The organism is Bradyrhizobium sp. BR14999 (assembly GCF_056106085.1).
Window position 1 is genome coordinate 2,644,615 of record NZ_CM148536.1, and the last position, 24,477, is coordinate 2,669,091.

The 24,477-nt window shown below is 60.2% G+C and carries 21 protein-coding genes; 10 read left to right on the forward strand and 11 right to left on the reverse strand.

Annotated elements, in window-relative coordinates; all coding sequences use genetic code 11:
- Positions 1 to 44 precede the first annotated feature (44 nt).
- Together tnpC (ACR9YP_RS12145) and ACR9YP_RS12150 are read left to right on the forward strand one after the other, a co-directional pair.
- Positions 45 to 1,604 (forward strand): IS66 family transposase, encoded by a 1,560-nt coding sequence (tnpC, locus tag ACR9YP_RS12145; protein ID WP_474221018.1) that lies wholly within the window; start codon positions 45 to 47, stop codon positions 1,602 to 1,604.
- Positions 1,605 to 1,633: 29 nt separating this feature from the next.
- The gene (locus tag ACR9YP_RS12150) at positions 1,634 to 2,224 is read left to right on the forward strand and encodes a UPF0149 family protein (protein ID WP_474217121.1); all 591 of its coding nucleotides are present in this window, start codon (positions 1,634 to 1,636) and stop codon (positions 2,222 to 2,224) included.
- Positions 2,225 to 2,349: 125 nt separating this feature from the next.
- On the opposite strand, the gene ACR9YP_RS12155 is transcribed toward ACR9YP_RS12150, so the two are convergent.
- Both ACR9YP_RS12155 and ACR9YP_RS12160 read right to left on the reverse strand, forming a co-directional pair.
- Positions 2,350 to 2,688, reverse strand: a complete 339-nt coding sequence (locus tag ACR9YP_RS12155) for a hypothetical protein (protein ID WP_474219925.1) — start codon at positions 2,686 to 2,688, stop codon at positions 2,350 to 2,352.
- A 79-nt stretch (positions 2,689 to 2,767) separates the two neighbouring features.
- Positions 2,768 to 4,429, reverse strand: coding sequence for a hypothetical protein (locus ACR9YP_RS12160; RefSeq protein WP_474219926.1), 1,662 nt, complete (start codon positions 4,427 to 4,429; stop codon positions 2,768 to 2,770).
- 131 nt (positions 4,430 to 4,560) lie between these two features.
- On the opposite strand from ACR9YP_RS12160, the gene ACR9YP_RS12165 reads away from it, so the two are divergent.
- Entirely contained in the window at positions 4,561 to 5,307 is a 747-nt protein-coding gene (locus ACR9YP_RS12165; protein WP_474219927.1) for a hypothetical protein, read from the forward strand.
- A 354-nt stretch (positions 5,308 to 5,661) separates the two neighbouring features.
- Positions 5,662 to 6,615 (forward strand): STM4504/CBY_0614 family protein, encoded by a 954-nt coding sequence (locus ACR9YP_RS12170; protein ID WP_474219928.1) that lies wholly within the window; start codon positions 5,662 to 5,664, stop codon positions 6,613 to 6,615.
- Positions 6,616 to 6,760: 145 nt separating this feature from the next.
- Here the strand turns inward: ACR9YP_RS12170 and ACR9YP_RS12175 are convergent, their stop codons facing one another.
- From ACR9YP_RS12175 to ACR9YP_RS12215, 9 genes are all read right to left on the reverse strand, one after another.
- Positions 6,761 to 7,591, reverse strand: coding sequence for a hypothetical protein (locus tag ACR9YP_RS12175; protein WP_474219929.1), 831 nt, complete (start codon positions 7,589 to 7,591; stop codon positions 6,761 to 6,763).
- A gap of 21 nt (positions 7,592 to 7,612) precedes the next feature.
- Positions 7,613 to 8,203, reverse strand: a complete 591-nt coding sequence (locus ACR9YP_RS12180; protein ID WP_474217121.1) for a UPF0149 family protein — start codon at positions 8,201 to 8,203, stop codon at positions 7,613 to 7,615.
- A gap of 29 nt (positions 8,204 to 8,232) precedes the next feature.
- The gene (tnpC, locus tag ACR9YP_RS12185) at positions 8,233 to 9,792 is read right to left on the reverse strand and encodes an IS66 family transposase (RefSeq protein WP_474221018.1); all 1,560 of its coding nucleotides are present in this window, start codon (positions 9,790 to 9,792) and stop codon (positions 8,233 to 8,235) included.
- Positions 9,793 to 9,842: 50 nt separating this feature from the next.
- A complete protein-coding gene (gene tnpB, locus ACR9YP_RS12190; RefSeq protein WP_474217122.1) occupies positions 9,843 to 10,196 on the reverse strand; it encodes an IS66 family insertion sequence element accessory protein TnpB in 354 nt (117 codons plus the stop codon).
- The gene (gene tnpA / locus ACR9YP_RS12195; protein ID WP_474217123.1) at positions 10,193 to 10,642 is read right to left on the reverse strand and encodes an IS66-like element accessory protein TnpA; all 450 of its coding nucleotides are present in this window, start codon (positions 10,640 to 10,642) and stop codon (positions 10,193 to 10,195) included. Before tnpA ends, tnpB begins: the two co-directional genes overlap by 4 nt.
- Positions 10,643 to 10,671: 29 nt before the next feature.
- Positions 10,672 to 11,148: a hypothetical protein gene (locus tag ACR9YP_RS12200; protein ID WP_474219930.1), complete on the reverse strand. Its 477-nt coding sequence runs from the start codon at positions 11,146 to 11,148 to the stop codon at positions 10,672 to 10,674.
- Positions 11,149 to 11,810: 662 nt separating this feature from the next.
- A complete protein-coding gene (locus ACR9YP_RS12205) occupies positions 11,811 to 13,139 on the reverse strand; it encodes an MFS transporter (RefSeq protein WP_474219931.1) in 1,329 nt (442 codons plus the stop codon).
- Between the two features lie 1,995 nt (positions 13,140 to 15,134).
- Complete coding sequence (locus ACR9YP_RS12210; RefSeq protein ID WP_474219933.1) at positions 15,135 to 16,679, reverse strand: acyl-CoA dehydrogenase family protein; 1,545 nt, start codon at positions 16,677 to 16,679, stop codon at positions 15,135 to 15,137.
- Positions 16,680 to 17,367: 688 nt separating this feature from the next.
- The gene (locus ACR9YP_RS12215) at positions 17,368 to 18,060 is read right to left on the reverse strand and encodes an SDR family NAD(P)-dependent oxidoreductase (RefSeq protein ID WP_474219935.1); all 693 of its coding nucleotides are present in this window, start codon (positions 18,058 to 18,060) and stop codon (positions 17,368 to 17,370) included.
- Between the two features lie 236 nt (positions 18,061 to 18,296).
- Here ACR9YP_RS12215 and ACR9YP_RS12220 point away from each other — a divergent pair, with 236 nt between their 5' ends.
- From ACR9YP_RS12220 to ACR9YP_RS12245, 6 genes are all read left to right on the forward strand, one after another.
- Positions 18,297 to 19,100: an SDR family oxidoreductase gene (locus tag ACR9YP_RS12220; protein WP_474219937.1), complete on the forward strand. Its 804-nt coding sequence runs from the start codon at positions 18,297 to 18,299 to the stop codon at positions 19,098 to 19,100.
- Positions 19,093 to 20,295, forward strand: coding sequence for a pyridoxal phosphate-dependent aminotransferase (locus ACR9YP_RS12225; protein ID WP_474219938.1), 1,203 nt, complete (start codon positions 19,093 to 19,095; stop codon positions 20,293 to 20,295). Before ACR9YP_RS12220 ends, ACR9YP_RS12225 begins: the two co-directional genes overlap by 8 nt.
- Before the next feature lie 220 nt (positions 20,296 to 20,515).
- Positions 20,516 to 21,448, forward strand: a complete 933-nt coding sequence (locus tag ACR9YP_RS12230; protein WP_474219939.1) for an ABC transporter permease — start codon at positions 20,516 to 20,518, stop codon at positions 21,446 to 21,448.
- The gene (locus tag ACR9YP_RS12235) at positions 21,448 to 22,251 is read left to right on the forward strand and encodes an ABC transporter permease (RefSeq protein ID WP_474219940.1); all 804 of its coding nucleotides are present in this window, start codon (positions 21,448 to 21,450) and stop codon (positions 22,249 to 22,251) included. The genes ACR9YP_RS12230 and ACR9YP_RS12235 overlap by 1 nt, the downstream gene beginning before the upstream one ends.
- A 25-nt stretch (positions 22,252 to 22,276) precedes the next feature.
- Complete coding sequence (locus ACR9YP_RS12240; protein WP_474219941.1) at positions 22,277 to 23,341, forward strand: extracellular solute-binding protein; 1,065 nt, start codon at positions 22,277 to 22,279, stop codon at positions 23,339 to 23,341.
- Positions 23,342 to 23,352: 11 nt separating this feature from the next.
- Positions 23,353 to 24,447, forward strand: a complete 1,095-nt coding sequence (locus ACR9YP_RS12245) for an ABC transporter ATP-binding protein (RefSeq protein WP_474219943.1) — start codon at positions 23,353 to 23,355, stop codon at positions 24,445 to 24,447.
- The last annotated feature ends 30 nt before the right edge of the window (positions 24,448 to 24,477 follow it).

Sequence of the window (24,477 nt, forward strand, 5' to 3'; positions counted from 1 at the left end):
AGGATTTCGCTGGAGCACGGGTCGCGCGGATGTATCGTCTGATCATGGCGATTCGTCCCGACGCTCTCCCGACCGATCCGGCGGCTCTGACCGAGATGGTGCTCGCGCTTGACGCTGAGAACGAGAAGCTGCGCGTAGCAATGCAGACGCTCAAGGAGATGATCTTCGGGAAGCGCTCGGAGCGACTTGCGGTGCTCGTGGACAAGCAACTCGCGCTTGAGCTGGGCGATCTCGAGACCGACGCCACGTTGCCTGTGCAGGCCAACGACGATGCGCCTGCGGCGAAGCCGCCCGGCAAGGTGCGCAAGAAGGCGCGCCGCAACATCGGCGCACTCCCAAAGCACCTGCCGCGCTGCGAGCAGGTGCTGGAGCCGGAGGCAACCGCGTGCCCGTGCTGCCAGGGTCAGCTCCACAAGATCGGCGAGGATGTCAGCGAGGTGCTGGACATCATCCCGGCGATCCTGCGGGTGCTGCGCACGATCCGTCCCAAATATGGCTGCCGCAGCTGCACCGATGGTGTGGTCCAAGCGAAGGTGCTGCCGCGCCTGATCGAGAGCGGCATGGCCTCGACCGCACTCGTGAGCCACGTGGTGGTCTCGAAGTTCGCCTGGTATCTGCCGCTGTACCGACAGGTGCAAATTCTGGCCGGCCAGGGTGTCCATCTCGACCGGGCGACGCTCGCCGGCTGGGTGAAGCGTGCGGCCTGGTGGCTCAGGAGCCTCTATGAGCTCCAGCTGCGCACGATCCAGGCCGCGCCGCGCGTGTTCTGCGACGAGACGCCGATGCCGGTGCTCGATCCCGGACGACATCGCACCCGCATCTGCCAGTTCTGGGCGCATGCGATGGATGACCGGCCATGGGGTGGCCCCGCGCCGCCGGCGGTCGCCTACGTGTTCGCCGACGGCCGCGGCACGGAGGAGATCGCCGGACAATTGACGGGCTTTTCCGGCATTCTGCAGGTGGACGGTTATGCCGCCTACAAGGCGCTCGCCCGCGGTCATGGCGGCGCGATCCAGCTCGCCTTTTGTCTCGCCCATGCCCGGCGCAAATTCGTGGAGGTCTACAAGACGACGCAGTCGCCGTTCGCGCGCGAGGTGATCGAACGGCTGCAAGCGGTCTATGCGCTCGAGGCGGAGATCCGCGGCAGCGGTGCCGAGCAGCGGCTGGCCGCCCGCCGCACCGGGGCCGCTCCGTTGATGGCGGCGCTCAGGGCACGGCTGACCGCCATGGTCGACCAGCTCTTCTCCCAGTCGAAGCTGATGGAGGCCATCAACTACGCGCTCAACCACTGGGACGGGTTGACGTTGTTTCTCCGCGACGGCCGCGTCGAGGTCGACAGCAATACGGTCGAGCGTTCCATACGCCCGATTGCCATGGGGAGGCGCAACTCGTTGTTCAGCGGCAGCGAAGGCGGTGCCGAGAGCTGGGCGATCCTGGCGTCAATCGTGAACACCGCAAAGCTCCATGAGCTCGATCCGCAGGGCTATCTGACCGACGTGCTGGAGCGCATCGTCTGCGGGCGCACCAAGAGCCATCAGCTCCACGAGCTGCTTGCCTGGAACTGGAAGGCTGCCCGCCAGCGCACTGCGCAGGCAGCCGCGTGAGCCCACGTCGCCATAAAGCATCGTCGTCGATGGCCGCCGTCGCGATGCCGCTTACGGACCTCGAGCGATGGCTCCAGGCTCGCGTCGATCGGCATCCCGCCGCCACCAATCTCCCCATGCTCGACGGTTACGTCGCCGCGATCGTGGCCGGACCGGTGTCGATGAGCCCGCTCGACTGGATCTGCCCGCTGCTCGCCATCGATGCCGACGCTTTCAACCACGGCGGCACCCCGGAGTTTGCTGCGATCTCCGCCGTCGCGCTGCGCCATAACGAGATCAGCCAGATCCTTTCGACCGCGCCTGCCCAGTTCGCCCCGATGCACCGGCGCAAAATCAATGGCGACGTCGATCCGCGTCCCTGGTGCCAGGGCTTCCATGCCGCGATGCGGCTCAGGCTGTCGGCGTGGGCACCGTTGCTGGACACCAGCAATGTCAATCACGGCCTGCTACTGCCCATTCTGTTGCACTGTCGCGACGATCAGGGGCGGCCGATGCTTGGACCACCCCGAAGCGGCCGCGAGACCGCCGACTTTCTGCGTAACGCCCACGCCGATATTCCAGCGGTCGTCGAGGCCATGCGCCAATATTGGATGCCGATCCGCTACCCACGCGCCCGCTGATCACCGCAGACGTGGGAGCTCATGCCGGTTACCTTGGATCAGCGCAAAACGTCCAAGGCTCTCGCTCGCCTGCCTGGCTGAATGCGGTCGCGCTACTCATAGCGAGTTGGAGTGTCATTGCGGCATTATCGCTCCGCGCGGGCGCCGGTGCCGAGCTGGTCGCCGCGGCTTTTCCGCCATGGTGGAATGCCCAGTAGGCGTTTCTGGCTGTGGCGTCCGCCAACGCCGTCATTGCCCGAACCACTGCGATCCCAGCACTGCTGGGGGTACGGCCCGATGACGACGACTGCCTCGCCCGGCTGCGCAATGCCGGTGCTTGGCTGATCATTAATCCCCGGGCCGTCGCCGCCTGCATCCAAACTGGCAAGCGCAACGCGCGGCCTCACTGCCAGCCCTGAGGTGGTACCGATGTCACTTGCCCAGACGCGAAACAGGCACTCCGCGCGTTCGATATCAATGCACATCGGGCGGTCGCACAAGACTCGCTAACAGAGGGGCTGCGGGATAAAAGGGGAGTATGCGAGTGCGGATGAATACGTAAGGCTAGCGCTTAGGATCAAACTCTTTCGATCTGTGAATAATTTCTTCCCAGTCCAGAATGGCGATCGACTTCTGGGAGCGACCCTTCCAGCTTCCCCCGTAGACGACTAGCTTGTCGTTAACCCGCATCATGCCTCGGAGCGGAAACTGGACGTTGGCCGCACCGATCTCTGCCTCGGACTCAACGTCGAATACGGTCAAAAGACCGTCATCATTTCCCGCGCAGAATGTCTTGCTATCGATGCCGGCCACGCACGTGTACTTTGTCGATTCTGACGCCGCGATGTATTTGGTGTATTTTCCCGCTGAAAGCTTAACCTGGGCCAGTGCTCCTTCGCCGCACAGAATTAGGCTGCTGTGATCCATCGGGCACATATCCGAGATGGTAAAGTCGATCGGGATTTTTCGATCTACCGAGAATTGGTCGTTAATGAAGAAGAGGTCTTGTCCGGCTGCTACCACGACCTCTTCTCTAAGCACGCTCATGCGTTGAATACTTCTGCCGAGCGTGAGCTTTTCGGCTCCATATTTCAACAGCGTGGTCTCATCTAGTGTCCACCGTCTGGCGATTCCATCTCGCGTCCCGCTCACGACGCCCCAATTGGCAACAGCAACCGCTGACACATTTTCCTGATAGATTGAATCGAACTCCAAGCTTACAAGAGTGGCGGGGTTTATCGTTTCGAGACCTTCTTCATTTCCAGCCACCACGGCCTTGGAGGAGCGGGCGAGGCAGTTGATGGTTCTTTCGCCAATTCGATGGCGGTCGGAAACTTTGCCGGTGAGGACGTCCAGCACATAAATCCAACCGTCTTTTCCGCCTAGGATTAGCTTGTTTTCACCGAGCCGCGTAGCGCAAACCATAGGCTCGCCAATGGTAGCAGCGCGTGTTTTGAGCTTGAGCTGCTTCTGTTCAATCGGCCTATCGCTAAAAACTTGATGCAGGAGGTTCGCGATATCACGGGAGATTTTGCTGCCCTTGGCTACGAGAGTCGAAAGGTCCTCGCTGAAGTCGCTCTCGTCCCGATATGCCTTCTTGAAATGTTCAGCTAGTGCTCTCAGCTCATTAACGATCTTGTCTGCTCCTTGTTGCAGGAATCGGAATATACCCTGGTAAACGACATCCTGCTCCAGAGAGAGCTTGATCGCGAAAGCAGTGGCGCTCATGCGTTGAACGACCAACTTCGCGGTTCGAAGAACCTCAGTGTTGCTCACACGCATTAGATGAACTTCAAAGTGCTGGTACGTTATGTGTGTGCGAGTGAGTAGCTCATTAACGTCGTCCTTAAGTTCCAGTACGCTTTGCTGGATGAGCCGCACGTCTATGTATGGGGTACGCATAAGCGCAGCGATCTCCGCCTGAGCGCTTATAATTACCTCAGGGCTCAAGGATCGCATCGCTCGATCTAGATCCGCGTACAAACGGTCAATGGCTGAGAGCAGCTGTTCGGCCGAGTAGACGCCCTCCACGTCATCCTTGTCCCGAAGATCATTTCGGAATTTGTAGAGGCCATCACGGATAATGAAAATCGTCTCGAAAAACTCCTCGCTCCAATAGTCTGGATCAAGTCTTAGCGAGTCGCAGAGAGCGTCAAGGCTCGTTTTGTCGAGGACGTCCTCCAGGGGGAAATTCGTACGCCTAACGAGATCGGCGATGGTATCCACATCGTCTCGCACGCGTTTAAGCAATTCATCTCGTGAGCTCAGTGTCGTGCCTCGCAGAGCGTTGCGAATCGTTCAAAGGTTGTAATTATAGCACCCCTATCTGAGATTCCGAGCTGCAAGGGAGCGGGTTGATGACGGGAAATTCTGCGACCGATGCGGTGCACATCGGGATGGCTATTTTTCAGCTATTGGGGACTTACGTGCTGGCATGCTTTGTCGGCGCAGGCGGCGGCGTACTTATGGCGAAAACGTATCTGTCAGAAAAGATCAAAGCCGCGATCAGAAGCGAATACGAGGAGAGATTAGAAATTCTGAAGGCTGACCTCAAGGCAAGCAATGATACAGAATTGGAGAAGTTGAAAGCGCAACTGAAGGCAGAGGGTGATGTAGCGATTGAACGGCTGAAGAGCGAGCTGGCTGTCGCTGCTGCTCAACGCAATGTCGAGTTTTCGCACCTTCACTCAAAACGAGCAGAGGTTCTTGCGGAGGTCCATGCCGATCTGCGCGATGCATTGGACGCAACGGCCGACTATACTAAGGCGTTCGAACCTGTTGGTGGCACGTCACGCGCGGATCGAGGACTGAAAGCGGCAGAAGCAACGAACAAGTTCATTCGTACATTTCGAACAAAGGAGATTTATCTCCCAGAGCCTGCTGCTGATAAAGTGCGTGCTATTGCCGACGAATTGAAGTTTGCGTTCTTTCAGTTCCTCTACGGTGTGGACTATGGGGACCTGGGTGCGGAAAGAACGACGAAATGGCTTGAGATTCAAGCAAAGATAGAGAGGCTTTCTGGCCCGGCGACCAAGGAGTTGCAAAGGGACTTTCGTGGCCTCCTTGGCGATCAAACTACCGAGCGCCGACTGGCATCTTCTTAGCAGCGCCGGGCGGCCTTCAGCCTCGGTTTGGCATGTGGCTGATTGGCCAGACGCCCGCTCCTGCGGTTGTCAATGAGTAAGGACGTTGCAGAGACGTTCTGGCGACGGCGAGTTACTCGTGGCTTATCGGCGCGTTTCGACCCAGAAGCAGGGCAAGAGCGGGCTGGGTCTAGAGGTCCAAGAAGCGGCCATCCGAGCCCGGCCACACGCCCACCTCATCGGGGGAAGTCGCCAGCCAGCTATCAGGCCCTACTCCTCGTATGAGTGACCCTTAGATATGTTGGACTGAGGTCCAGGGAGTTCGCGACTCAGTTCTCGGCTGCGTATGTTGTGCGTGCATGGAGGAGTCAAATAATGCCTGTTTTCGATCTCTATTCTAAGCGCAGGAAGCGCGAGCTTGGCCAAGCGCCTGATGTGTTCAGTTACGACGAGATACCGCAAGGATTTCGCACTCAGGTGGTTCATATCTGGAGCGATGCCATCGGCGATCCAAACCTGAGTGACTATTACGCTGAGGACATGCAACAGTGGTATCATGAGATAGTGAAGGTACTCCGCCGCGAGTACAGCGTGTTTCAGCTTGTTTCGCGGTACATGAATCCGAGTGATCCGAGTCAAGCTCGATCTGAGCTTATTGAATGGTTCTTAGCGGAGAAGGATCCTATCAAGGCTCTAGATGCGATTGAGCTAAGCTTTAGGGTCATCAACAATGTTTGTGGTGAGTTCAATTATGCGGGTCGCGGCGACGGTGCTCGAAAGATTGCGACGGAAGCCTCCGAAGAACTCAATACTCGCTTCAAAGAGAATGGCATCGGTTATCAATACACAGATGGACAGGTTGTCCGCGTAGATTCGCAGCTAGTCCATAAAGTGGTGGTGGTGCCAGCGTTAACCGTCCTGCGCGGCAAGGCATTCAAGAATGCGCAGGACGAGTTTCTCAGCGCCTATGAGCACTTCAGGCACGGGAAGAAGCAGGAGGCTTTAGTCGATTGCTACAAGTGCTTCGAGAGCACCATGAAGGTAATCTGTACCAAGCGGAAATGGCCGTTCGATCCGAAGGCGGCAGCCAAGGACCTTGTGAATGTTTGCCTAACCAACGGCCTCATTCCTGCATATTGGCAGGGGCACTTCAGCGGGTTGCGCAGCGTACTGGAGTCGGCCATATCAACGCCACGCAACAGACAAGCGGGCCATGGTGCCGGCGCTGGGCCTGCGCCCGAGGTGCCGGATGAGCTTGTCTCTTACGTCCTCCACATGACCGCCGCCACGGTTCTGTTCCTTGCGGAGGCGGAGAAGCGCCTTCGATGAAGCCATGCGAACTTAGCTTTTTAAGAACTCGGGGTCACGGAGCGCCTGCCCGTTTGACCCTCTAGGCCCCGGCCTCGTCCCGGGCATACGGGGAAGTTGCGTTACCGCTCACAGGCCATACGTTTCGCCTCTGTGACCCTTAAGTCTAACGGGGTGGGCCACGGAGGAAGTCTGTCAATGGTCCTGTGACAAACTGATTGGGACGCCAACCTTTAATGAGTCGGTCTAAAAACAAGCTGTCCACGGCTCCGACACTGAGGCCCAAGCCGGCTCCGATGCCGCTCGGTGCGATGGCCTCCGCAGCCAAACCTAGGCTTGTTGCCACGACGAAACGAACGGATCGGGTCGGAATTTTATCTGCCCATGTCGCCTCGGTTGCCGCGCGGTGGTAGCTCTGAATCAGGCCAGCATCGGGATTTGCTTTGCGAATCCAACCTTTGAACTTATCCGCACGGTCCAGAAGCTCAAGAAACTCTTTAAAGGAGCGTGTTCCGCTGTTGATGGTTTCTCTTATCGTGGGAAAGTCTGGCACAACCAAGTCTCTGAACTGAGCCTGCTGCTCCACGCTCTCCGCGCGGCGGCGAAGAAAGTCGAAGTGCTTCAATTTTATTAGGTCACTGTATATCGGCGATGTGACAAGCTCCGCCATGTAGTATGCGGCAAAGAAGCTGTCAGCTCGCGCATCAATTATGTGGCTAAGTATGTAAGCTGACGTGATGGTGCTGTGCTCGATTGGCACCCGAACACGATACGTGGTGTTTATCGATTGGAAGTCGAGGTTGGTGTCAACCGCAAATTGGCCCTCGATGTTGATCAGTCTATAGTAAAAATCGTCCGGCAGCTTAAATTCGGGTACGAGGTAATGAAGCACGGCCCGTGCGGCTGACTCAATGAATTGTGGGTCTTTAGCGTCTTCCCGAGCCAAATCGGGAATTGTCTTTTCTTTTCCGGGCAGGCCATCAAACGTAACCGGCATGAGCTCCCACGTCTGCGGTGATCAGCGGGCGCGTGGGTAGCGGATCGGCATCCAATATTGGCGCATGGCCTCGACGACCGCTGGAATATCGGCGTGGGCGTTACGCAGAAAGTCGGCGGTCTCGCGGCCGCTTCGGGGTGGTCCAAGCATCGGCCGCCCCTGATCGTCGCGACAGTGCAACAGAATGGGCAGTAGCAGGCCGTGATTGACATTGCTGGTGTCCAGCAACGGTGCCCACGCCGACAGCCTGAGCCGCATCGCGGCATGGAAGCCCTGGCACCAGGGACGCGGATCGACGTCGCCATTGATTTTGCGCCGGTGCATCGGGGCGAACTGGGCAGGCGCGGTCGAAAGGATCTGGCTGATCTCGTTATGGCGCAGCGCGACGGCGGAGATCGCAGCAAACTCCGGGGTGCCGCCGTGGTTGAAAGCGTCGGCATCGATGGCGAGCAGCGGGCAGATCCAGTCGAGCGGGCTCATCGACACCGGTCCGGCCACGATCGCGGCGACGTAACCGTCGAGCATGGGGAGATTGGTGGCGGCGGGATGCCGATCGACGCGAGCCTGGAGCCATCGCTCGAGGTCCGTAAGCGGCATCGCGACGGCGGCCATCGACGACGATGCTTTATGGCGACGTGGGCTCACGCGGCTGCCTGCGCAGTGCGCTGGCGGGCAGCCTTCCAGTTCCAGGCAAGCAGCTCGTGGAGCTGATGGCTCTTGGTGCGCCCGCAGACGATGCGCTCCAGCACGTCGGTCAGATAGCCCTGCGGATCGAGCTCATGGAGCTTTGCGGTGTTCACGATTGACGCCAGGATCGCCCAGCTCTCGGCACCGCCTTCGCTGCCGCTGAACAACGAGTTGCGCCTCCCCATGGCAATCGGGCGTATGGAACGCTCGACCGTATTGCTGTCGACCTCGACGCGGCCGTCGCGGAGAAACAACGTCAACCCGTCCCAGTGGTTGAGCGCGTAGTTGATGGCCTCCATCAGCTTCGACTGGGAGAAGAGCTGGTCGACCATGGCGGTCAGCCGTGCCCTGAGCGCCGCCATCAACGGAGCGGCCCCGGTGCGGCGGGCGGCCAGCCGCTGCTCGGCACCGCTGCCGCGGATCTCCGCCTCGAGCGCATAGACCGCTTGCAGCCGTTCGATCACCTCGCGCGCGAACGGCGACTGCGTCGTCTTGTAGACCTCCACGAATTTGCGCCGGGCATGGGCGAGACAAAAGGCGAGCTGGATCGCGCCGCCATGACCGCGGGCGAGCGCCTTGTAGGCGGCATAACCGTCCACCTGCAGAATGCCGGAAAAGCCCGTCAATTGTCCGGCGATCTCCTCCGTGCCGCGGCCGTCGGCGAACACGTAGGCGACCGCCGGCGGCGCGGGGCCACCCCATGGCCGGTCATCCATCGCATGCGCCCAGAACTGGCAGATGCGGGTGCGATGTCGTCCGGGATCGAGCACCGGCATCGGCGTCTCGTCGCAGAACACGCGCGGCGCGGCCTGGATCGTGCGCAGCTGGAGCTCATAGAGGCTCCTGAGCCACCAGGCCGCACGCTTCACCCAGCCGGCGAGCGTCGCCCGGTCGAGATGGACACCCTGGCCGGCCAGAATTTGCACCTGTCGGTACAGCGGCAGATACCAGGCGAACTTCGAGACCACCACGTGGCTCACGAGTGCGGTCGAGGCCATGCCGCTCTCGATCAGGCGCGGCAGCACCTTCGCTTGGACCACACCATCGGTGCAGCTGCGGCAGCCATATTTGGGACGGATCGTGCGCAGCACCCGCAGGATCGCCGGGATGATGTCCAGCACCTCGCTGACATCCTCGCCGATCTTGTGGAGCTGACCCTGGCAGCACGGGCACGCGGTTGCCTCCGGCTCCAGCACCTGCTCGCAGCGCGGCAGGTGCTTTGGGAGTGCGCCGATGTTGCGGCGCGCCTTCTTGCGCACCTTGCCGGGCGGCTTCGCCGCAGGCGCATCGTCGTTGGCCTGCACAGGCAACGTGGCGTCGGTCTCGAGATCGCCCAGCTCAAGCGCGAGTTGCTTGTCCACGAGCACCGCAAGTCGCTCCGAGCGCTTCCCGAAGATCATCTCCTTGAGCGTCTGCATTGCTACGCGCAGCTTCTCGTTCTCAGCGTCAAGCGCGAGCACCATCTCGGTCAGAGCCGCCGGATCGGTCGGGAGAGCGTCGGGACGAATCGCCATGATCAGACGATACATCCGCGCGACCCGTGCTCCAGCGAAATCCTCACCCCTCAGCCGACAACGGTCGGCTGCTTCACAGACTTAGGCGACACACGCGTCCACTCAAGCCCGTCGAGCAGCATCGCAAGCTGCGTCGCACTGAGATGCACAACGCCGTCGCGGATCGGCGGCCAGGTGAAACGTCCTTGGTGCAACCACTTCGTTACCAACACCATGCCGCTGCCGTCCCACGCCAGAAGCTTCACTCTGTCCATGCGCTTGCTGCGGAACACGAAGACGTCGCCGCAGTACGGGTTCGCGCGCAGGGCTTCGCTCACCAGCGCCGACAGCGTGTGCACCGACTTGCGAAAGTCGACCGGCTGGGCCGCCAGCACCACCTTGAGGTCAGACCGTAGCGCGATCACCGGATCCCTCGAAGCGCGGCCAGCACCGTCGCAAGCGTCGCCAGCTCCACGCCCGGCTCGACCCGGATGCGCGCCCCGTTCATCTCGATCTCGACCACTCCACAGACCTTGCCCGGCGGCGCGGCAATCTCAAAGGGCTTCATCTGTACCGGCGAAATACACTCGGACTCGCCAGCTCTCCCGCCATCGCTCTCGGCACCAATTTGGATCGGCACGAAGTTCTGGGCTTTGCCGGCTACCGCCGCCGCTACCTGGCGTCGCCACACCGTGAGCAGTCCGCGGGAAACGCCATTGCGCCGCGCCACCTCGGAGATGTTCGCACCCTCCTCAAAGCTCTCCGCAGCGATCCGGGCCTTCTCCTCGCTCGTCCACCGTCGCCGCCGGCGCTCCCCAGTGATCACCTCGACGCGACGATAAGAGTCGCCTTCCTGCCTGGCATCAAGCATGGCATTTACCATCGCTTCACCTCCACCTATCACCTCATGCCAGGCTGTATCCCAAGCGAACCGCGCGATGACGAGGTGGAGGCCTCATGCCGGTTACCATCAAACTTATGCAACTTCGCCTGATCAACAATCCTCTGGATGGACCGTCTGGTCTTCGTGGAACTGCCTAGCGCCCGCTCTAGCCTGACCTCCATATCCTCGCGGAAGTTAAGGGGCTTCTTGCCAACGCCTTCAGCGTGAAAAGTCAATGCGCCAAAGTCGTGCAGCGGCGGAGGGCTGTTTGTCATCACGGCGAAAGCTGGTCGAAGGTACGAGAACTTTACCTCCTTCCTATCGAGCAATCGCAAAAAGTCACTCTCGGGGAACTTGGTCACATGCGCGACCAGCGCTCCCGCGTTGAGGAGAAGATGACAGGAGCCGTAGAAGAAAAGAGTTTCAGCCAATAGGCCGACATCTGCTTGATCAGGCTTGTCGCCGGTCCTTACCACAAGTGCCTGCTCAAACACAGTCGGCCCCTTTTTTGAACTGACTCTAATCCTTCCGCGAGTCTCAGGGGGCGGTCAACTTGCTGCGTAACAGCACTGGTAAACATTCCAGCTGCCTGATAGAAATTACGCATATTTTTCAAAGGTAAGCGTGTCGGACAGCGCAATCTGCACCTGAAGAAGTCTTATAAGTTAAGCCCTTACAGTGACTTGCGCTTACCAGACTGTATAAGAAGGGTGTGCGATACGCCAATAGCCAACAATGCCACCCTCATCGCAATGGCGATATGAAGCAGTTTCCGAAACGCCTCGGCATCTAGCCATGGCGGTACCAGGTTTGACCGACTTAGTCTGATATGGCTGTGCTGCAATGAAGTGCTTGCAGCAAAACGGCCTGATGATCAGGCAATTGGTCCCATGAAGCACGAATGGACGTTCAGCGGAGACAAATTCTCTTGCCGCCTTTGGATTGAAATCGGTGCGCGCCAACTTCGAACGAACGGGTGAAAGTAATCGATTCAGGCTGGACGCAAGCTTAGTCACTACCGTCGCGGCGCCTATCCTCCGGCATCGTCGCGTTTGCCTTCTGGCAGGCCGGCTTCGCAAATGCGGAAGCCGCGCAGGCATTGTGAGATTGGGAACCTGGGTGGAGCCGTAACCCGTTATCGCATCGTCCAAAGCTACTACGGGCTCCGCGTGTTCGCGGCGGCCTGAATTTTCGACGGTGCCGTCTCGGGCATCATCAGCATGGCGCAGAGCCCGGCCGCGGTGGCGACAAGCATGTACCAAGCGGGCGCCAGCGCGTTCCCAGTAACGTGGGTCAGCCAAGCGACGACGAGTTGAGCTGTGCCCCCGAAGATCGCTATCGCAACAGCATAGATCGTCGCGAAGGCGCCGCCGCGGATGCTCTTGGGCAACCCTTCGGCCATACCGACATAGAAGGCGCTATACGGAATCGTTCCGACGAGGGTGAGCGCGCCGAGACCTCCGAGAAGCGCCATGGGACTGCGGCTCTCTACGATCCACAAGAACACCGGATAGGTCATCAGCAGCGCGGCGATCTGCGGCCATATCATGATGGGCCGGCGTCCGGCCCGATCTGCGAGCCAACCCCCCAAGAGTGCCGCAGCAATGCCTACTGCATTGCTGACGACAGTGGTCGCAAACGCGAGAGGCGCGGCAACTTGCAGGGTGCTCAGCGCATAAGTCGTCATATATTCCGTGACATAGCTGATAATCGTGCAGCTGGCCAAAATGACCAATCCCAAGCTCATCATGCGGCGGCTGGCACGCAATTTCCTTGCAGGCTCGCCGGCGAGAGCCGGCGCTTCAGGTCGGTGCAGCGTTTCGGGCAGGGCCCTGCGCAACCAAAGTCCGAACGGCAGCGTAGAGGCACCGAGCAGAAACGCGATCCGCCATCCGTAGGCATCCAGCGCCTCGCTTGTCATGGTGAGGGAGAGTATTTCTCCGACCAGCGCTCCGGCCGTTGCAGCTATTTGTTGGCTGGCAGGCTGAAATGAGACGGCAAGGGCCCGGCGTCCGGCTGGGGCCGCTTCCATCAGATAGGCGGTCGTCGGACCGACTTCGCCTCCCAGGGCGAAGCCCTGCACCAAACGTGCGAAAATAACCAATAACGGAGCGGCGATCCCTATCGTGTCGTACGAGGGCGTCACAGCCAACACGAGTATCGCGGCACTCATCATGACAAAACTGGCGGTCATTGCGGGCCGGCGTCCGACTCGATCCGAGTACGCGCCGATCACAATGGCCCCGATGGGTCTGGTCACGAAACCCGCTCCGAAGGTCACGAGCGACAGCATAAGGCTGGCGAACTGATCCTTCGCCGGGAAGAACGCGTGACCGATCTGGATGGCGAAAAAGCTATATGTCCCGAAATCGTAAAATTCGAGCATATTGCCGATCGTCGCGCCCAACACGGCATGGCTGGTCAAGCGTTCATCTGCCGCAATGAGGGTCGGCTTCGAGCTTCGTCGAGTGAATTGTTCAGCCATGCGCTTGGATCCGTCTCGAATGCGACCCTAGGACATTTCGACAAACTATGTGGAGCATCTTGCGCTCCGCATGAGCCAGGAGCGGGTTCGCGCGACTGGCCATCTCAAAAAACTGGATCACTACGGCGCAGCCGTGAGCCTGTACGTGGCCCATTACGATGTTTGCCGCGTCCATGAAGGCCCGCGGACATCGCCAGCGATCGCGCTCGGCGTCGCGGATCGGGTCTGGGCGATGGTAATTTGTTTGGGCGCAGCGCAACCAGCTGGCTGCGCTTGAAGGGATACCCTTGTAGCTCAGAGAGTGCCGGCAGCACATGTACCGCTCGAGTTCGTGAATTGGGATGTTGTCTTTCGACGCCAGATGATGTCCACGAGCCTGCGCGCCATATCGAGCCCGCACCAAGGGCAAGAGCCGCCTTCGCTAACGCTCCGCACCATTGCCTCTCGAACTTTCGGCGCCAGAGGCGCATAGCTCTCCCACCAAAACTGAAGCGCGACAATCTCAGCCTCCTCGGTTAGGGCTGAAGCTATCGCGACCTGCCGCCAACGGCTTGCAGACGAGCTCTGGCCCTTCACAGCAACGTCTTGGACTGCGCAGGAATGGCCCGTGTCCGCGAGGTCGATAAGAAGCATGTTGAGGTGGTCTTCACCAGAACCATCTTCGAGACCGAGCATCCCGTGGCCCAATGCTCTGGGCCCCTACGATGTCCGTTGTCAGATCACCCGCGAGCTCGATCGCTCTTGCAAGTAGGGTGCCGGAGCGATCGTCTGAGCTCAGCGAACTGATGGAACATGACGAACAGCGCGATAATTCCGGTGCCCAGTTCAGCGATTGCTTGACTGGCCAATAGTCCGTTGAAACTCGACATGACAGGAAACAACATTACGGCCGGAAGCGATCTCAGATGCCAGCGTTGCGAGGGCTGCGTCTCGCGCACGACGTGGAATGAAATGACGATGACAGAGCCAAGAGATCGGCAGCTGCTGATGGTGGCTCCAACGGCTTGCCAACATCCGAGCGAGCATTTCGGCAAAGGCCCGACCGCTGAGATGGTGGCACTCGAGTAGCAGTTTCGTAGTTCGAATAAGCATTCGTGTTAAAACGGCTTGAACCGCACGTAGCGTCAGGTTGTAGGCTTGAAAAAGCGGTGGCGTAAGAATGGCACGTTGGCGCAAAAGACTAACAGGAAATCATGGGAGGTCCTGATAGCGCGTGAGTTGGGACCCAATCAGCTCGGATATAAAGATCGTCGGTGCAACGGCATCGCCGCATTCTCTTGATGTGAGATGTGATGATGTGAAATGGGGGGATGAGTGGTGACGGAGTTGGAATAGCGTTTGCTCGTGTCGAAGCCGCAACGGGAGCCAGGTGACAAGAGGTGGCAAGCACCAGAATTTTCTAACCACTGCTTTCGCGTTGTGGAGGCAACCAATGTCTAGCCTGGTCCCGGATGGCGATGACGATCCTGCGGAACCGCGCAACGCGCCGGCGGCGCACCTCAGAAGGGATCGTGCGTTGCTTAACGTCGCCCCAAACGAGATTGGCGCGCGAGCCACATCAGGGCGTTCTCGACCGCAGTGGTCAAGCACGGCAAGCAGTTGCGGATCATGGCGGATCGCGCAATGTTTCTGCAAAAGGCTGCCGCGGACTTCCAACTAAAGTTTGTGGCAGGGTTCGAGGAAGACATTCGCGCCGGAACCATCGTGGGGGTACGCCACGACATGCAATGTGCGGAGCCGCGAAGGGCTTCTTACGAATACATCTGCAAGTACTGGGCTTCCCAACAGAACGATTCAATCTCAATCCGATCCAGCAAATGCCGGGACTAAACACCTAAAGAGTGAGGGCTTGGCGAAACCGCGTGGGAGGTGCGTATTCGGCGCAGGTCGACTGGTCAGCCCTTAACGACGTGGGCATTTTCTCTGTAGAAGTTGATGAACTCATTCAGGGTTGGATTCCGAAGTCGGCGAACGCCTATCGACCCTAGCAGGATGTCAGACATACTGTACCAATTTGAGGTAATCGTCAGTGAGGACAGGTGAGCCGATGGAAGAAGCTGCGTCTTGAAGGAAGGTATTCAGAGTCCGACTAGCGCGAATACGGCCTTCGAAAGATGGCCGTGCCGGCGCGCGAGTACGGAGCGCTGCTAATTCGGAACTGACCAGGTCAGCCGCGGCTGAGGCACAATCTGAAGAGGCGAAGCAACCAGCAGACATGACAGCTTGTGCCAGTCCTAGTGTGGTGAGCCAACCCGCATAGACCAGCACGGCACCGTCCGTCTCATTGAGCCCAGAGAGTTCCTCAATTGCAGCAGCATGGAATTGCGCAGCATCAAGAGACAGAAAAAGGTCGGCTATCTCGTCACGTGTCGCTCTAGAAAGAAGGCAGCGGCCGAGATGCGAGAGGAGCGCCTCAGTCGGACCTTCGAAGATGCGGAGAATGCGAGCATCTCGATAGATTTTAGCTACAGGCGTTCCCTCATCGTAACCACGGCCACCTAACAGTTGGACGCATTGATCAGCGACCAGGCCGCACCACTCCGACGATAAAACCTTCGTTGCCGACGCCAAGTGGACGTTGGGCGCGCCCTGCGCTGAGACAAGTCGGCAGGATGCGCCCAGCATTGCCTTCACGACTTCCCGCCGGAGTACCATCTGCTCAAATAGCTGCTCGATATAGCTGTTCTCAATCATGCGCAGCTTACCCAGTCGACGATGGTTTGCATATGAGGCCGCGACCTGGAGAGCGCGCTCAAGGGCTCCAAGACTCATAGCAGCCACACCGATACGCCCGCGGTTCATACTAGATGCTGCTGCTCCCCAGCCGTCTTGATCGCGAGAGAGCACGTAAGCGCTCGGCACCTCGACATCCTGGAACTCCAGAGTATTCTGAATAATGCCACGTAGACCGAGTGTGCGATGCTCGTGCGTGACCTTTAGGCCCGGAGCCTGTCTATCAACTAGTACACCAACGAGCCGACCTTTCGCGTCGGGACCAGAGGCTCGCGCAAAGCAAACGATCCAACGAGCCCAATCAGCGAGGCCGATCCAAATCTTGCGGCCGGAGATGCGAACTCTATCTTCCTGCATGAAAGCCGAGGCCTCTATATGCCGCGGGGCAGAGCCAGCTTTAGGCTCCGTCAACGCGAAAGCGCAAAGGTCGCCGCGCGTTGCGCCGCACATGACGTGCCTTTGCTCGGGGATGTGCGGTGCCGCTTCGATGCAGGGCAAAGCGAGGAAGTTATGGATGACCAGGGTGGAAGCAGCCGAGACATCGAAGGATGCAGTAGCGGAGATGAGGTCGATGGCCTCTTGCAAGGGAAGAGCTAATCCGCCGTGCTCTGCTGGTGTAGTGAGTCCGAACAGTCCATGCCTTGCGAATATGCTGTGCAGGGTCGGAGGAAATGCCCGACGGTCATCCGCGTCTGCGAAATTCAATTGACTCAGATCATCGATCAAACTGGAATATAGGGTAGGTGCACCGCCTTCAGCTGTGCGTTCCTGCGCTTCCCCGAATAGGGAGTAAACTTGAGCGGACATAGCCTGCCTCGGACTATCTGGACGATATAAGGCCATATGATTGTGCCCGCGGTTCGCGCCAATCATCCTCGTGGATAGCTCGATTACACATTGGTATAGGCGGATGCGGCGCAGTATAAGCAGATTGCTCCCCGATCGCGAGCGCTGCGCGGGCTCACATGAAGACGCGTCTTGTCGATATGACTGTCATTCGGCCTGCAATATTGCCCTCTAAGCCGGGGGATCGGCGTCCAAAATGTGGAAGCCGATTGACGCTAAGAGCGTAGAGCTGAACCCGCTGCCGCTCAAGTGCTGCCTCATGCGAAGAACTGGATGAGACATCGTAGGTGTGGCTGGTGTGGGGAAAGGCGAAGCGCTCCCCCGCTACAAATCTGCGATTTTCTTCGCCAAACCACGATTTCCTACGCTTATGCGCATGACGATAGCGCTGGCGTCGCTCGCGGACGAGGTGTGCTATCTGGTTTTCGAGCAGACAGACTGGGTCGCTGTAGGGGCGTGCGGGGCGCCATCGGACCAACTCTACAAGTGCCTATCGATAACGTGGTCGTCGTCGGATTGAGGACTCGGGCGAGCACCGGACATTTGACCCACCTGTCGCCGGATCCTGTTTGCATGAGAACCAGACGGGTTGCCGGATTGGACTAGAAGCTTCGATTTCGCTTTTCCAAAAGGATTGCGGTCGTCGGGCTTAGAGCATCGGCTCGAACTGGCAGTGCACGAGCATTTCGGACATCGAGGCATTATTCGGCAGCACGAGCGCCGTCTCGACCAACCGGGCAATGTCGCCCGGCTGGCTCATCTCATGGCGAGGAATTTCGTCGTCATTCAGCGTCATGTCGGTGGCGACATAGCCGGGGCAGATCACTGTCGCCCGAATGCCCGCCGCGCGACCTTCGCGGCGAATGCCGTGGGTCAGTGCGACAACAGCGAACTTGGTCATGGCGTAGCCGACGTTGCTTCCTACACGCTTTCCCGCGAGGGATCCCAGATTGACGGCCCGGCCGTGACCGCAGACGGCCAGATGAGGCAGGCTGGCTCTGACGAGGCGCAGGGGCCCCTTGACGTTGACGCGCCACATCTCGTCGAGTGCGCTCTCGCCATCGTCGGAGACACGGACCTTCGGATTGATGCCGGCCGCGTTGACGATGGCATCGACGCCGCCCCACCGAGCGACCGTTGCGTTGACCCAGGAGACAGGGCTGTTGGCGTCTTCGGCATCATAGCGGCATGTCATGAGTCTCTCGCTCTCGGCGAGGCGGCCCGGGTCGCGAAGCCCCGCCGAGACGCGAAAACCCGATGCCAGGAGCCGGTCGACGACGGCGCGTCCGATGCCGCGTGAAGCCCCCGAGACCATGACGATCCGATTGCCGACTTCCAACATCCGAGTCCGCCTTCTGCTTTGAGCCGAGTCCATCGCGAAATGTAAGAGGACACGACGGAAGGCGAGTAAGAGGGATTCACTCTGCCGGCATTAGGTGCCCTTATGGCCCGCGAGCAGACGAGGTCGGCAGGAATATTGGATGTCCTTATGAGGGCAGAACAAATTCGCTCTATGCCCGTATCGGCCCGGGCACGTAGTTTTCCATCGCTCAGGCTGACTGCAATAGAGCCTTGCGGATGAGACTTTCGGATTATCGAACGGCGTTGGTGACGGGCGCATCCTCGGGTATCGGGGCCGCGACCGTACGGCGCCTCCGCGCCGAGGGGCTCGAGGTTCATGCACTGGCGCGCAACGTTCGCCGGCTGGCCAGCCTGTCGGCCGAGACCGGATGCCACGGATGCGCCGTCGACGTAAACGATCTTGCGGCTTTGACCCGGCTTGCAGGCTCGATCGAGTTCGATGTTCTCGTCAACCATGCCGGTCAGTCGCGGCGCAGCAATATCCTTGATATCGCAGCTGATGATGTCGACACGCTGGTCGATGTCAATCTGCGTGCAGTGCTGCATCTGACGCGGCTGATCGTGCCTGGCATGATGAGGCGCAACCGTGGCCACGTGGTCAACATCTCGTCGATCGCCGGCCATTATGCTTTCGGCGAGAACGCGACGACATTCAATTCATCCGCGGCCTATCACGCGACGAAAGCGGGCATTCATTCGCTGTCGCAGCAATTGCGCGTCGATCTCTACGGCAGCTGCGTTCGCGTCACCGAGGTCTCGCCCGGACGTGTGGCGACGAGCATCTTCCAGAACCAGAATGCCGCCGACAACCCGGATGCGCGCTTCGTTGGAGCGTTCGAGACACTTCAATCCGAGGACATCGCCGATGCCATTGCGTTCGCGGTGGGATCACCGGCGCGGATGAACGTCTCGATGATCGAGGTCGTACCCACGTGCCAGGTCGTCGGCGAACTGCGATTTGCGAGCCGATCCGAGGCTGCGCGTTTGAAAGAAATGAGAAGTGGAGCTGACAATGCCTGAACTCGCAAACCGCCTCAAGACAGTGAAGGTGTCGGCCTCGGCGGCGATGACGGACAAGGCGCGCGAGCTCCGCGACTCCGGCGTCAAGATCGTGGGCCTGTCGTCCGGCGAGCCGGATTTTCCGACGCCGCCACATGCGATCGAGGCCGCACATCGGGCGGCCCTTGCTGGCGATACCAAATATCCGGCGCAACCGGGGACCGTCGCGCTGCGGACCGCGGTGCAGCGCAAGTTCAAGCGCGAGAACAATCTCGACTACACCCTCGACGAGATCCTGATCGCCAACGGCGGCAAGCAGATCATCTTCAATGCGCTGCTCGCCACCTGCAATCCCGGCGACGAGGTCGTCATCCCGGCCCCGGGCTGGATCACTTATGCGGACATCGTCCTTTTTGCGGAGGCAACGCCCGTCGCGGTGCCTTGTCCGGAGAACAATCAGTTCAAGCTCCGTCCGGCCGACCTGGAGGCGGCGATCACGCCCCGGACGAAGTGGCTGATCCTGAATTTTCCCAACAACCCGACCGGCGCGGCCTGTACGCGCGAGGAGATGCGCGCGATCGCCGACGTCATGCTCAGGCACCCCGACGTCTGGATTCTCACTGACGACATCTACGAACATCTCACCTATGATGGTTTTGAGTTCTGCACCATCGCGGAGGTCGAGCCGCGGCTCAAGAACCGCGTCGTGACCGTCAACGGCGCGTCCAAGGCCTACGCCATGACAGGTTGGCGGGTCGGCTATTGCGGTGGCCCCAAGGACCTGATTGCGGCGATGAACAATGTCCATGGCCAGGCGACCGGCGGAATCTGCACGGTGAGCCAGGCCGCGGCCGTCGCGGTTTTGGACGGCCCGCAGGACTACCTGAAGCAGCGCGCCGACATCTATCGCGACCGGCGCGATCTGGTAGTCAAGCTCCTCAATCAGATTCCCGGTATCACCTGCCACAAGCCGCAAGGGGCCTTCTACGTGTTTCCGAACATCGCCGGCTGCATCGGCAAGACCACGAAGGGCGGGCGACGGCTGGAAACCGATGCCGACTTCATCTCGGCGCTGCTGGAGGAGCAGCACGTCGCGGCCGTACCGGGCGGCGCCTACGGCATGAGCCCGTACTTTCGGATTTCCTACGCGACCGATACCGAATCGCTCAAGGAGGGGTGCCGACGGATCGCGAGTTTCTGCGAAGGCCTGCGCTGACCGGGCATTCGAATGCAACGGGAACAGCCCCCGGGCGAAGGGCGAAAGCCGAGCCAGCGGCGTTCGCCGGACAAGATCGGAGCAATATGCCGAACCAGTTGTCATAATCGTTCCTGATGCCCCTAAACGAAGATGTTCTTGGTCCTGTAGAATGCCGGCGCATAAGCTTCGTTCTAAAGAGGGGTAGGCCTTGGTATCGCGCAGTCGAGGACGGCCAGCGATGACCACCAGCGACAATGCGGTGGCAGTTTTGACTGTTGAAGCGCCACCGGTCGCCCGGGAGAGATCGCGCTGGCGCCTGGCGTTGCCTGTCGGGCTCCTCGCCGTCCCGATGTTGGCGTTCTTGACCTATTTCTTCTACTATCCGGCGCTGGGGCTGCTGCTCTCGAGCATCCAGACGCAGGATAGCCGCGGCATCATCGGCCGTCCGTTCACGCTGGCGCACTACGCACGTCTGGTCAACGTCGAGCTCTATGCACGCGTGCTCTGGACGACGCTGCGGATCAGTATCATCACCTCGCTGCTTGCGACAGTGCTCGCCTATCCGGTCGCCCTGGTGATGGTCAAGAGCCGTCCGATGGTCACGCGCATCATTACCCTGATCGTCATCGCTCCCCTGATCGTCAGCGTCGTCGTTCGCGGATACGGCTGGCAATTGGTGCTTCAGAACGGTCCGAAGGGAATGCTGAACTGGATCCTGATGACGCTGCACATCGTCGACGCACCGATCTCGGTGCTGTACACCGAGGCCGCGGTCGTCATCGGATCGCTGCACGTGTTCTTCCCGATGATGGTTCTGCCGCTGGCCTCGGCGCTTGGCAAGATCGATCCCAACCTCGAAGATGCGGCCCGGATGCTGGGTGCGCCGTGGTGGAAGGTGTTTCTCCGCGTGACGCTGCCGTTGAGCATGCCCGGCTTCGTGGCGGGCTTCACCCTGGTCTTTTCGCTCACGGCCGGCTCGTTCGTCATCCCCGCGATCCTGGGCGGCGCCTCGGCGATCATGCTCGGCAATCTGATCGAGCAGCAGATCTTCGTGGTCTACGACTGGCCGTTCGGCGCCGCGATTGCCGTCGTTCTCGTCGGGCTGGTTCTCGCGGTCAACGGCGTCTCGATGTGGCTTCTGGAAGGCCGGCGTCTCAGGAGGCCCGAGTGATGGACGAGCGGTTTTCCGGCTTCGGTGCCTTCATCCTCTACACCATCACCGCCGGAATGATGCTGTTCATCCTGGCGCCGCTGCTCCTCGTCATGGCGGTATCGGTTTCCGATTCCTATTTCGTGACGTTTCCGCCGCAGAGCTTCACGCTGAAATGGTACGCCAAGGTTCTCCAGGACCGCGACTTCCTCGAGGCGATGAGGCTGAGCATTCTGCTGGCGCTCGGCACGACGGCGGGATCACTCTTGCTCGGCGTGCCGGCGGCCTTTGCGCTGGTGCGCGGCCACTTCTTCGGCCTGGCGGCGATCAAGGGGTTCTTGCTGTCGCCGCTGATTTTCCCGGCGCTGGTTACGGGCCTGGCTTTGCTTCAGGTGCTGACCAAGCTTGGTTCCCAGGATGCGCGGCTCAATCTGCTGATCGGGCACGTGGTCGTAACGTCGCCCTACGTCATCCGCACGGTCGTCACCAGCCTCCAGCTCGTGGACGAAAATCTGGAGGATGCTGCACGGACGCTCGGGGCGAACCGGCTGACGACCTTCTGGCGCGTGACGCTGCCGCAGATCGCCTCCGGCGTCGCCGCCGGCGGGCTGTTCGCCTTCATGGTGTCCTTCGACAATTACCCGGTCACGATGTGGCTGGCGAACTCGGAATACTCACCCGTGCCGCTCGTGCTGATGCGGCAGCTTGTCAACGTCTTCGATCCTTCCGTGCCCGCGATGTCGACGATCATCATCCTGATGGCGATGGTCGGCGTGCTGCTGCTGGAGAAACTGGTCGGCCTGCGTCGCGCGCTGGCCGCTTGATGTGCATTCGCAGAGGAGATTGAACATGAGCCTGACGCGTAGGACTCTCATCAAAGCGGGTGCATCCGCGGTTGCCTTTCCGACGATCATCAGCCGGTCGTGGGCGCAGGACGCCAAGCAACTGCATGTCGGCGTCTACAACTCCGCGCTTGGCAAGCTGATCCAGAAAGAGGTCATCCCCAAGTTCGAGGCCGAGTTCAAGTGCCGCGTCTTCACGATCGAGGGTGCGACGCTCTCCAACATCGCCGCCCTCCGCGCGACCCGCGACACGCCGCGCTTCAGCATGATGATGATGGATGACGTCGGCATCCCCCAGGCCAAGCAGGAAGGCCTGGTCGACAAGCTCGACGGAGCCAAAATTCCGAACCTCGCGAAGGTTTATCCGCGCTATCTCTTCGAGGACGGCTACGGCGTTGGCTTCTCGATCTCGAGCGCGGCCATGTTCATCAATCCGCAGGTGACGAAGCCGCTCGAGAGCTATGAGCAGATCTTCGACGCGAAATATCGCAAGCAGATCCTGCTGAACACGCCCAAGAACACCCAGAGCGTGCTGATGCTCATCGTGGCGACGGCGCTCACGACCGGCAAGCCGCTGAAGGAGGCGCAATACCTGGTCGATACCGGCTGGGACAAGCTCGCTGCCCTCAAGCCCAACGTCCTGACGATCTACGACAGTGAGGCGCAGGTGCTCCAGGTGGCCCAGGGCCAGGCGACGATCGGCGGAATCGAATATTCGAAGGCCATCTATCCGCACACGGCGAAGGGCATGCCGATCGACATGACCTTCCCCAAGGAAGGCGCGTTCACCGGCATCAACAGCATGACTCTGGTCAAGAATGCGCCTGAACCGGAGCTCGCCTGTGCCCTGATCAACCGCATTCTGGAGCCCTCAGTCGCCAAGATGCTATCCGAGCAGACGCTCAGCGCACCGTCGGTCGGCGGCATCGAGTTCAAGCCGGAGACGGCCAAGTTCCTGGCCTATCCCGACACCAAGGCGACCGATCTCGGGCTGTTCACGCCGGACTGGAAGTTCATCGTTCCGCGCCGCGGTCCGTGGCTGGAGCGCTATAATCAGGTGTTCACGAGCTGAGCGGGGATGCCATGAAATCTTCCGAAGTCAGGCTTGATCGCCTCAGCAAGGAATACGGCCGCATGGTCGCGGTCGACCAAGTCTCGCTCGCGATCGAGCCGGGCCACATGGTCGCGCTGCTCGGTCCGAGCGGCTGCGGCAAAACCACCTGCCTTCGCATGATCGCCGGGCTGATCCGTCCGACATCCGGCGACGTCTTCGTGAACGATAAGAGGATGACCGACGTTCCCGTGCATCGCCGCAATGTCGGAATGCTGTTTCAAAACTACGCGCTGTTTCCTCATTTGACAGTCGAGGAGAACATCGCCTTTGGCCTCGAGATGCGCGGCATATCCAAGCCCGATGCCTCAAGGAAGGTGGGCGAAGCCCTCAACCTGGTCCAGCTGTCCAGCTTCGGGAAGCGCTATCCGGCGCAACTCTCCGGCGGCCAGCAGCAGCGCGTCGCATTGGGCCGCGCCCTGGTGATCGAGCCGGCCATGCTCCTGCTCGACGAGCCCCTCGGGGCGCTCGACAAGGGCCTTCGCGAGAGCATGCAGGTCGAGCTGCGTGCCCTTCAGCGCAGGCTCGGTCTGACCACCGTCATGGTGACCCACGATCAGGACGAAGCCCTGACGATGGCCGACAAGATCGTGGTGATGCGCGATGGCAAGCTCGAGCAGGTCGGCTCGGCGACGGAAATCTACCAGCGTCCGGCCTCGAAATTCGTTGCGCAGTTCATCGGTGCGTCGAATCTGTTCGAGGGACCCATTGAGCAGCGCAACGGGAGCGGTGCGGTCGTTCGTGTCTCGCCCGAACTCAGCCTTCAGGTTGATCAGATACCTTCGTCGGCCAGCGACGTGATGGTTTCGATCCGGCCCGAAGCGATCATCGTCGAGCGAGTCGGCCAGAGCCCGGCGGCGCAACGCACCAACAGCGTGACGGCGCGGGTCGACCAGGCGATCTATCGCGGCTTCGTCAGTCACTACTACCTCAAGACGCCGAGCGGCGGGCAGATCATCGTGTTCGAGCAGAATCAGTCGCAACAGGCCGGGCTTCGATACGCGGTGGGCGAGGAGGTCATCGCGCGGTGGGAGGCGCCCAGCAATCACGTCATTGCCCGTCACTGAAGCCTGGGACGGGCACCGCGTGTGCGGGCA

Excerpts from the sequence above, each read along its gene's own strand:
- tnpC (WP_474221018.1), top strand. The coding sequence starts at position 45 with ATGGCGATTCGTCCCGACGCTCTCCCGACCGATCCGGCGGCTCTGACC.
- ACR9YP_RS12150 (WP_474217121.1), top strand. The coding sequence starts at position 1,634 with ATGGCCGCCGTCGCGATGCCGCTTACGGACCTCGAGCGATGGCTCCAG.
- ACR9YP_RS12155 (WP_474219925.1), bottom strand. The coding sequence starts at position 2,688 with ATGTGCATTGATATCGAACGCGCGGAGTGCCTGTTTCGCGTCTGGGCA.
- ACR9YP_RS12165 (WP_474219927.1), top strand. The coding sequence starts at position 4,561 with ATGACGGGAAATTCTGCGACCGATGCGGTGCACATCGGGATGGCTATT.
- ACR9YP_RS12170 (WP_474219928.1), top strand. The coding sequence starts at position 5,662 with ATGCCTGTTTTCGATCTCTATTCTAAGCGCAGGAAGCGCGAGCTTGGC.
- ACR9YP_RS12175 (WP_474219929.1), bottom strand. The coding sequence starts at position 7,591 with ATGCCGGTTACGTTTGATGGCCTGCCCGGAAAAGAAAAGACAATTCCC.
- ACR9YP_RS12180 (WP_474217121.1), bottom strand. The coding sequence starts at position 8,203 with ATGGCCGCCGTCGCGATGCCGCTTACGGACCTCGAGCGATGGCTCCAG.
- tnpC (WP_474221018.1), bottom strand. The coding sequence starts at position 9,792 with ATGGCGATTCGTCCCGACGCTCTCCCGACCGATCCGGCGGCTCTGACC.
- tnpA (WP_474217123.1), bottom strand. The coding sequence starts at position 10,642 with ATGCTTGATGCCAGGCAGGAAGGCGACTCTTATCGTCGCGTCGAGGTG.
- ACR9YP_RS12205 (WP_474219931.1), bottom strand. The coding sequence starts at position 13,139 with ATGGCTGAACAATTCACTCGACGAAGCTCGAAGCCGACCCTCATTGCG.
- ACR9YP_RS12210 (WP_474219933.1), bottom strand. The coding sequence starts at position 16,679 with ATGTCCGCTCAAGTTTACTCCCTATTCGGGGAAGCGCAGGAACGCACA.
- ACR9YP_RS12215 (WP_474219935.1), bottom strand. The coding sequence starts at position 18,060 with ATGTTGGAAGTCGGCAATCGGATCGTCATGGTCTCGGGGGCTTCACGC.
- ACR9YP_RS12220 (WP_474219937.1), top strand. The coding sequence starts at position 18,297 with ATGAGACTTTCGGATTATCGAACGGCGTTGGTGACGGGCGCATCCTCG.
- ACR9YP_RS12225 (WP_474219938.1), top strand. The coding sequence starts at position 19,093 with ATGCCTGAACTCGCAAACCGCCTCAAGACAGTGAAGGTGTCGGCCTCG.
- ACR9YP_RS12230 (WP_474219939.1), top strand. The coding sequence starts at position 20,516 with ATGACCACCAGCGACAATGCGGTGGCAGTTTTGACTGTTGAAGCGCCA.
- ACR9YP_RS12235 (WP_474219940.1), top strand. The coding sequence starts at position 21,448 with ATGGACGAGCGGTTTTCCGGCTTCGGTGCCTTCATCCTCTACACCATC.
- ACR9YP_RS12240 (WP_474219941.1), top strand. The coding sequence starts at position 22,277 with ATGAGCCTGACGCGTAGGACTCTCATCAAAGCGGGTGCATCCGCGGTT.
- ACR9YP_RS12245 (WP_474219943.1), top strand. The coding sequence starts at position 23,353 with ATGAAATCTTCCGAAGTCAGGCTTGATCGCCTCAGCAAGGAATACGGC.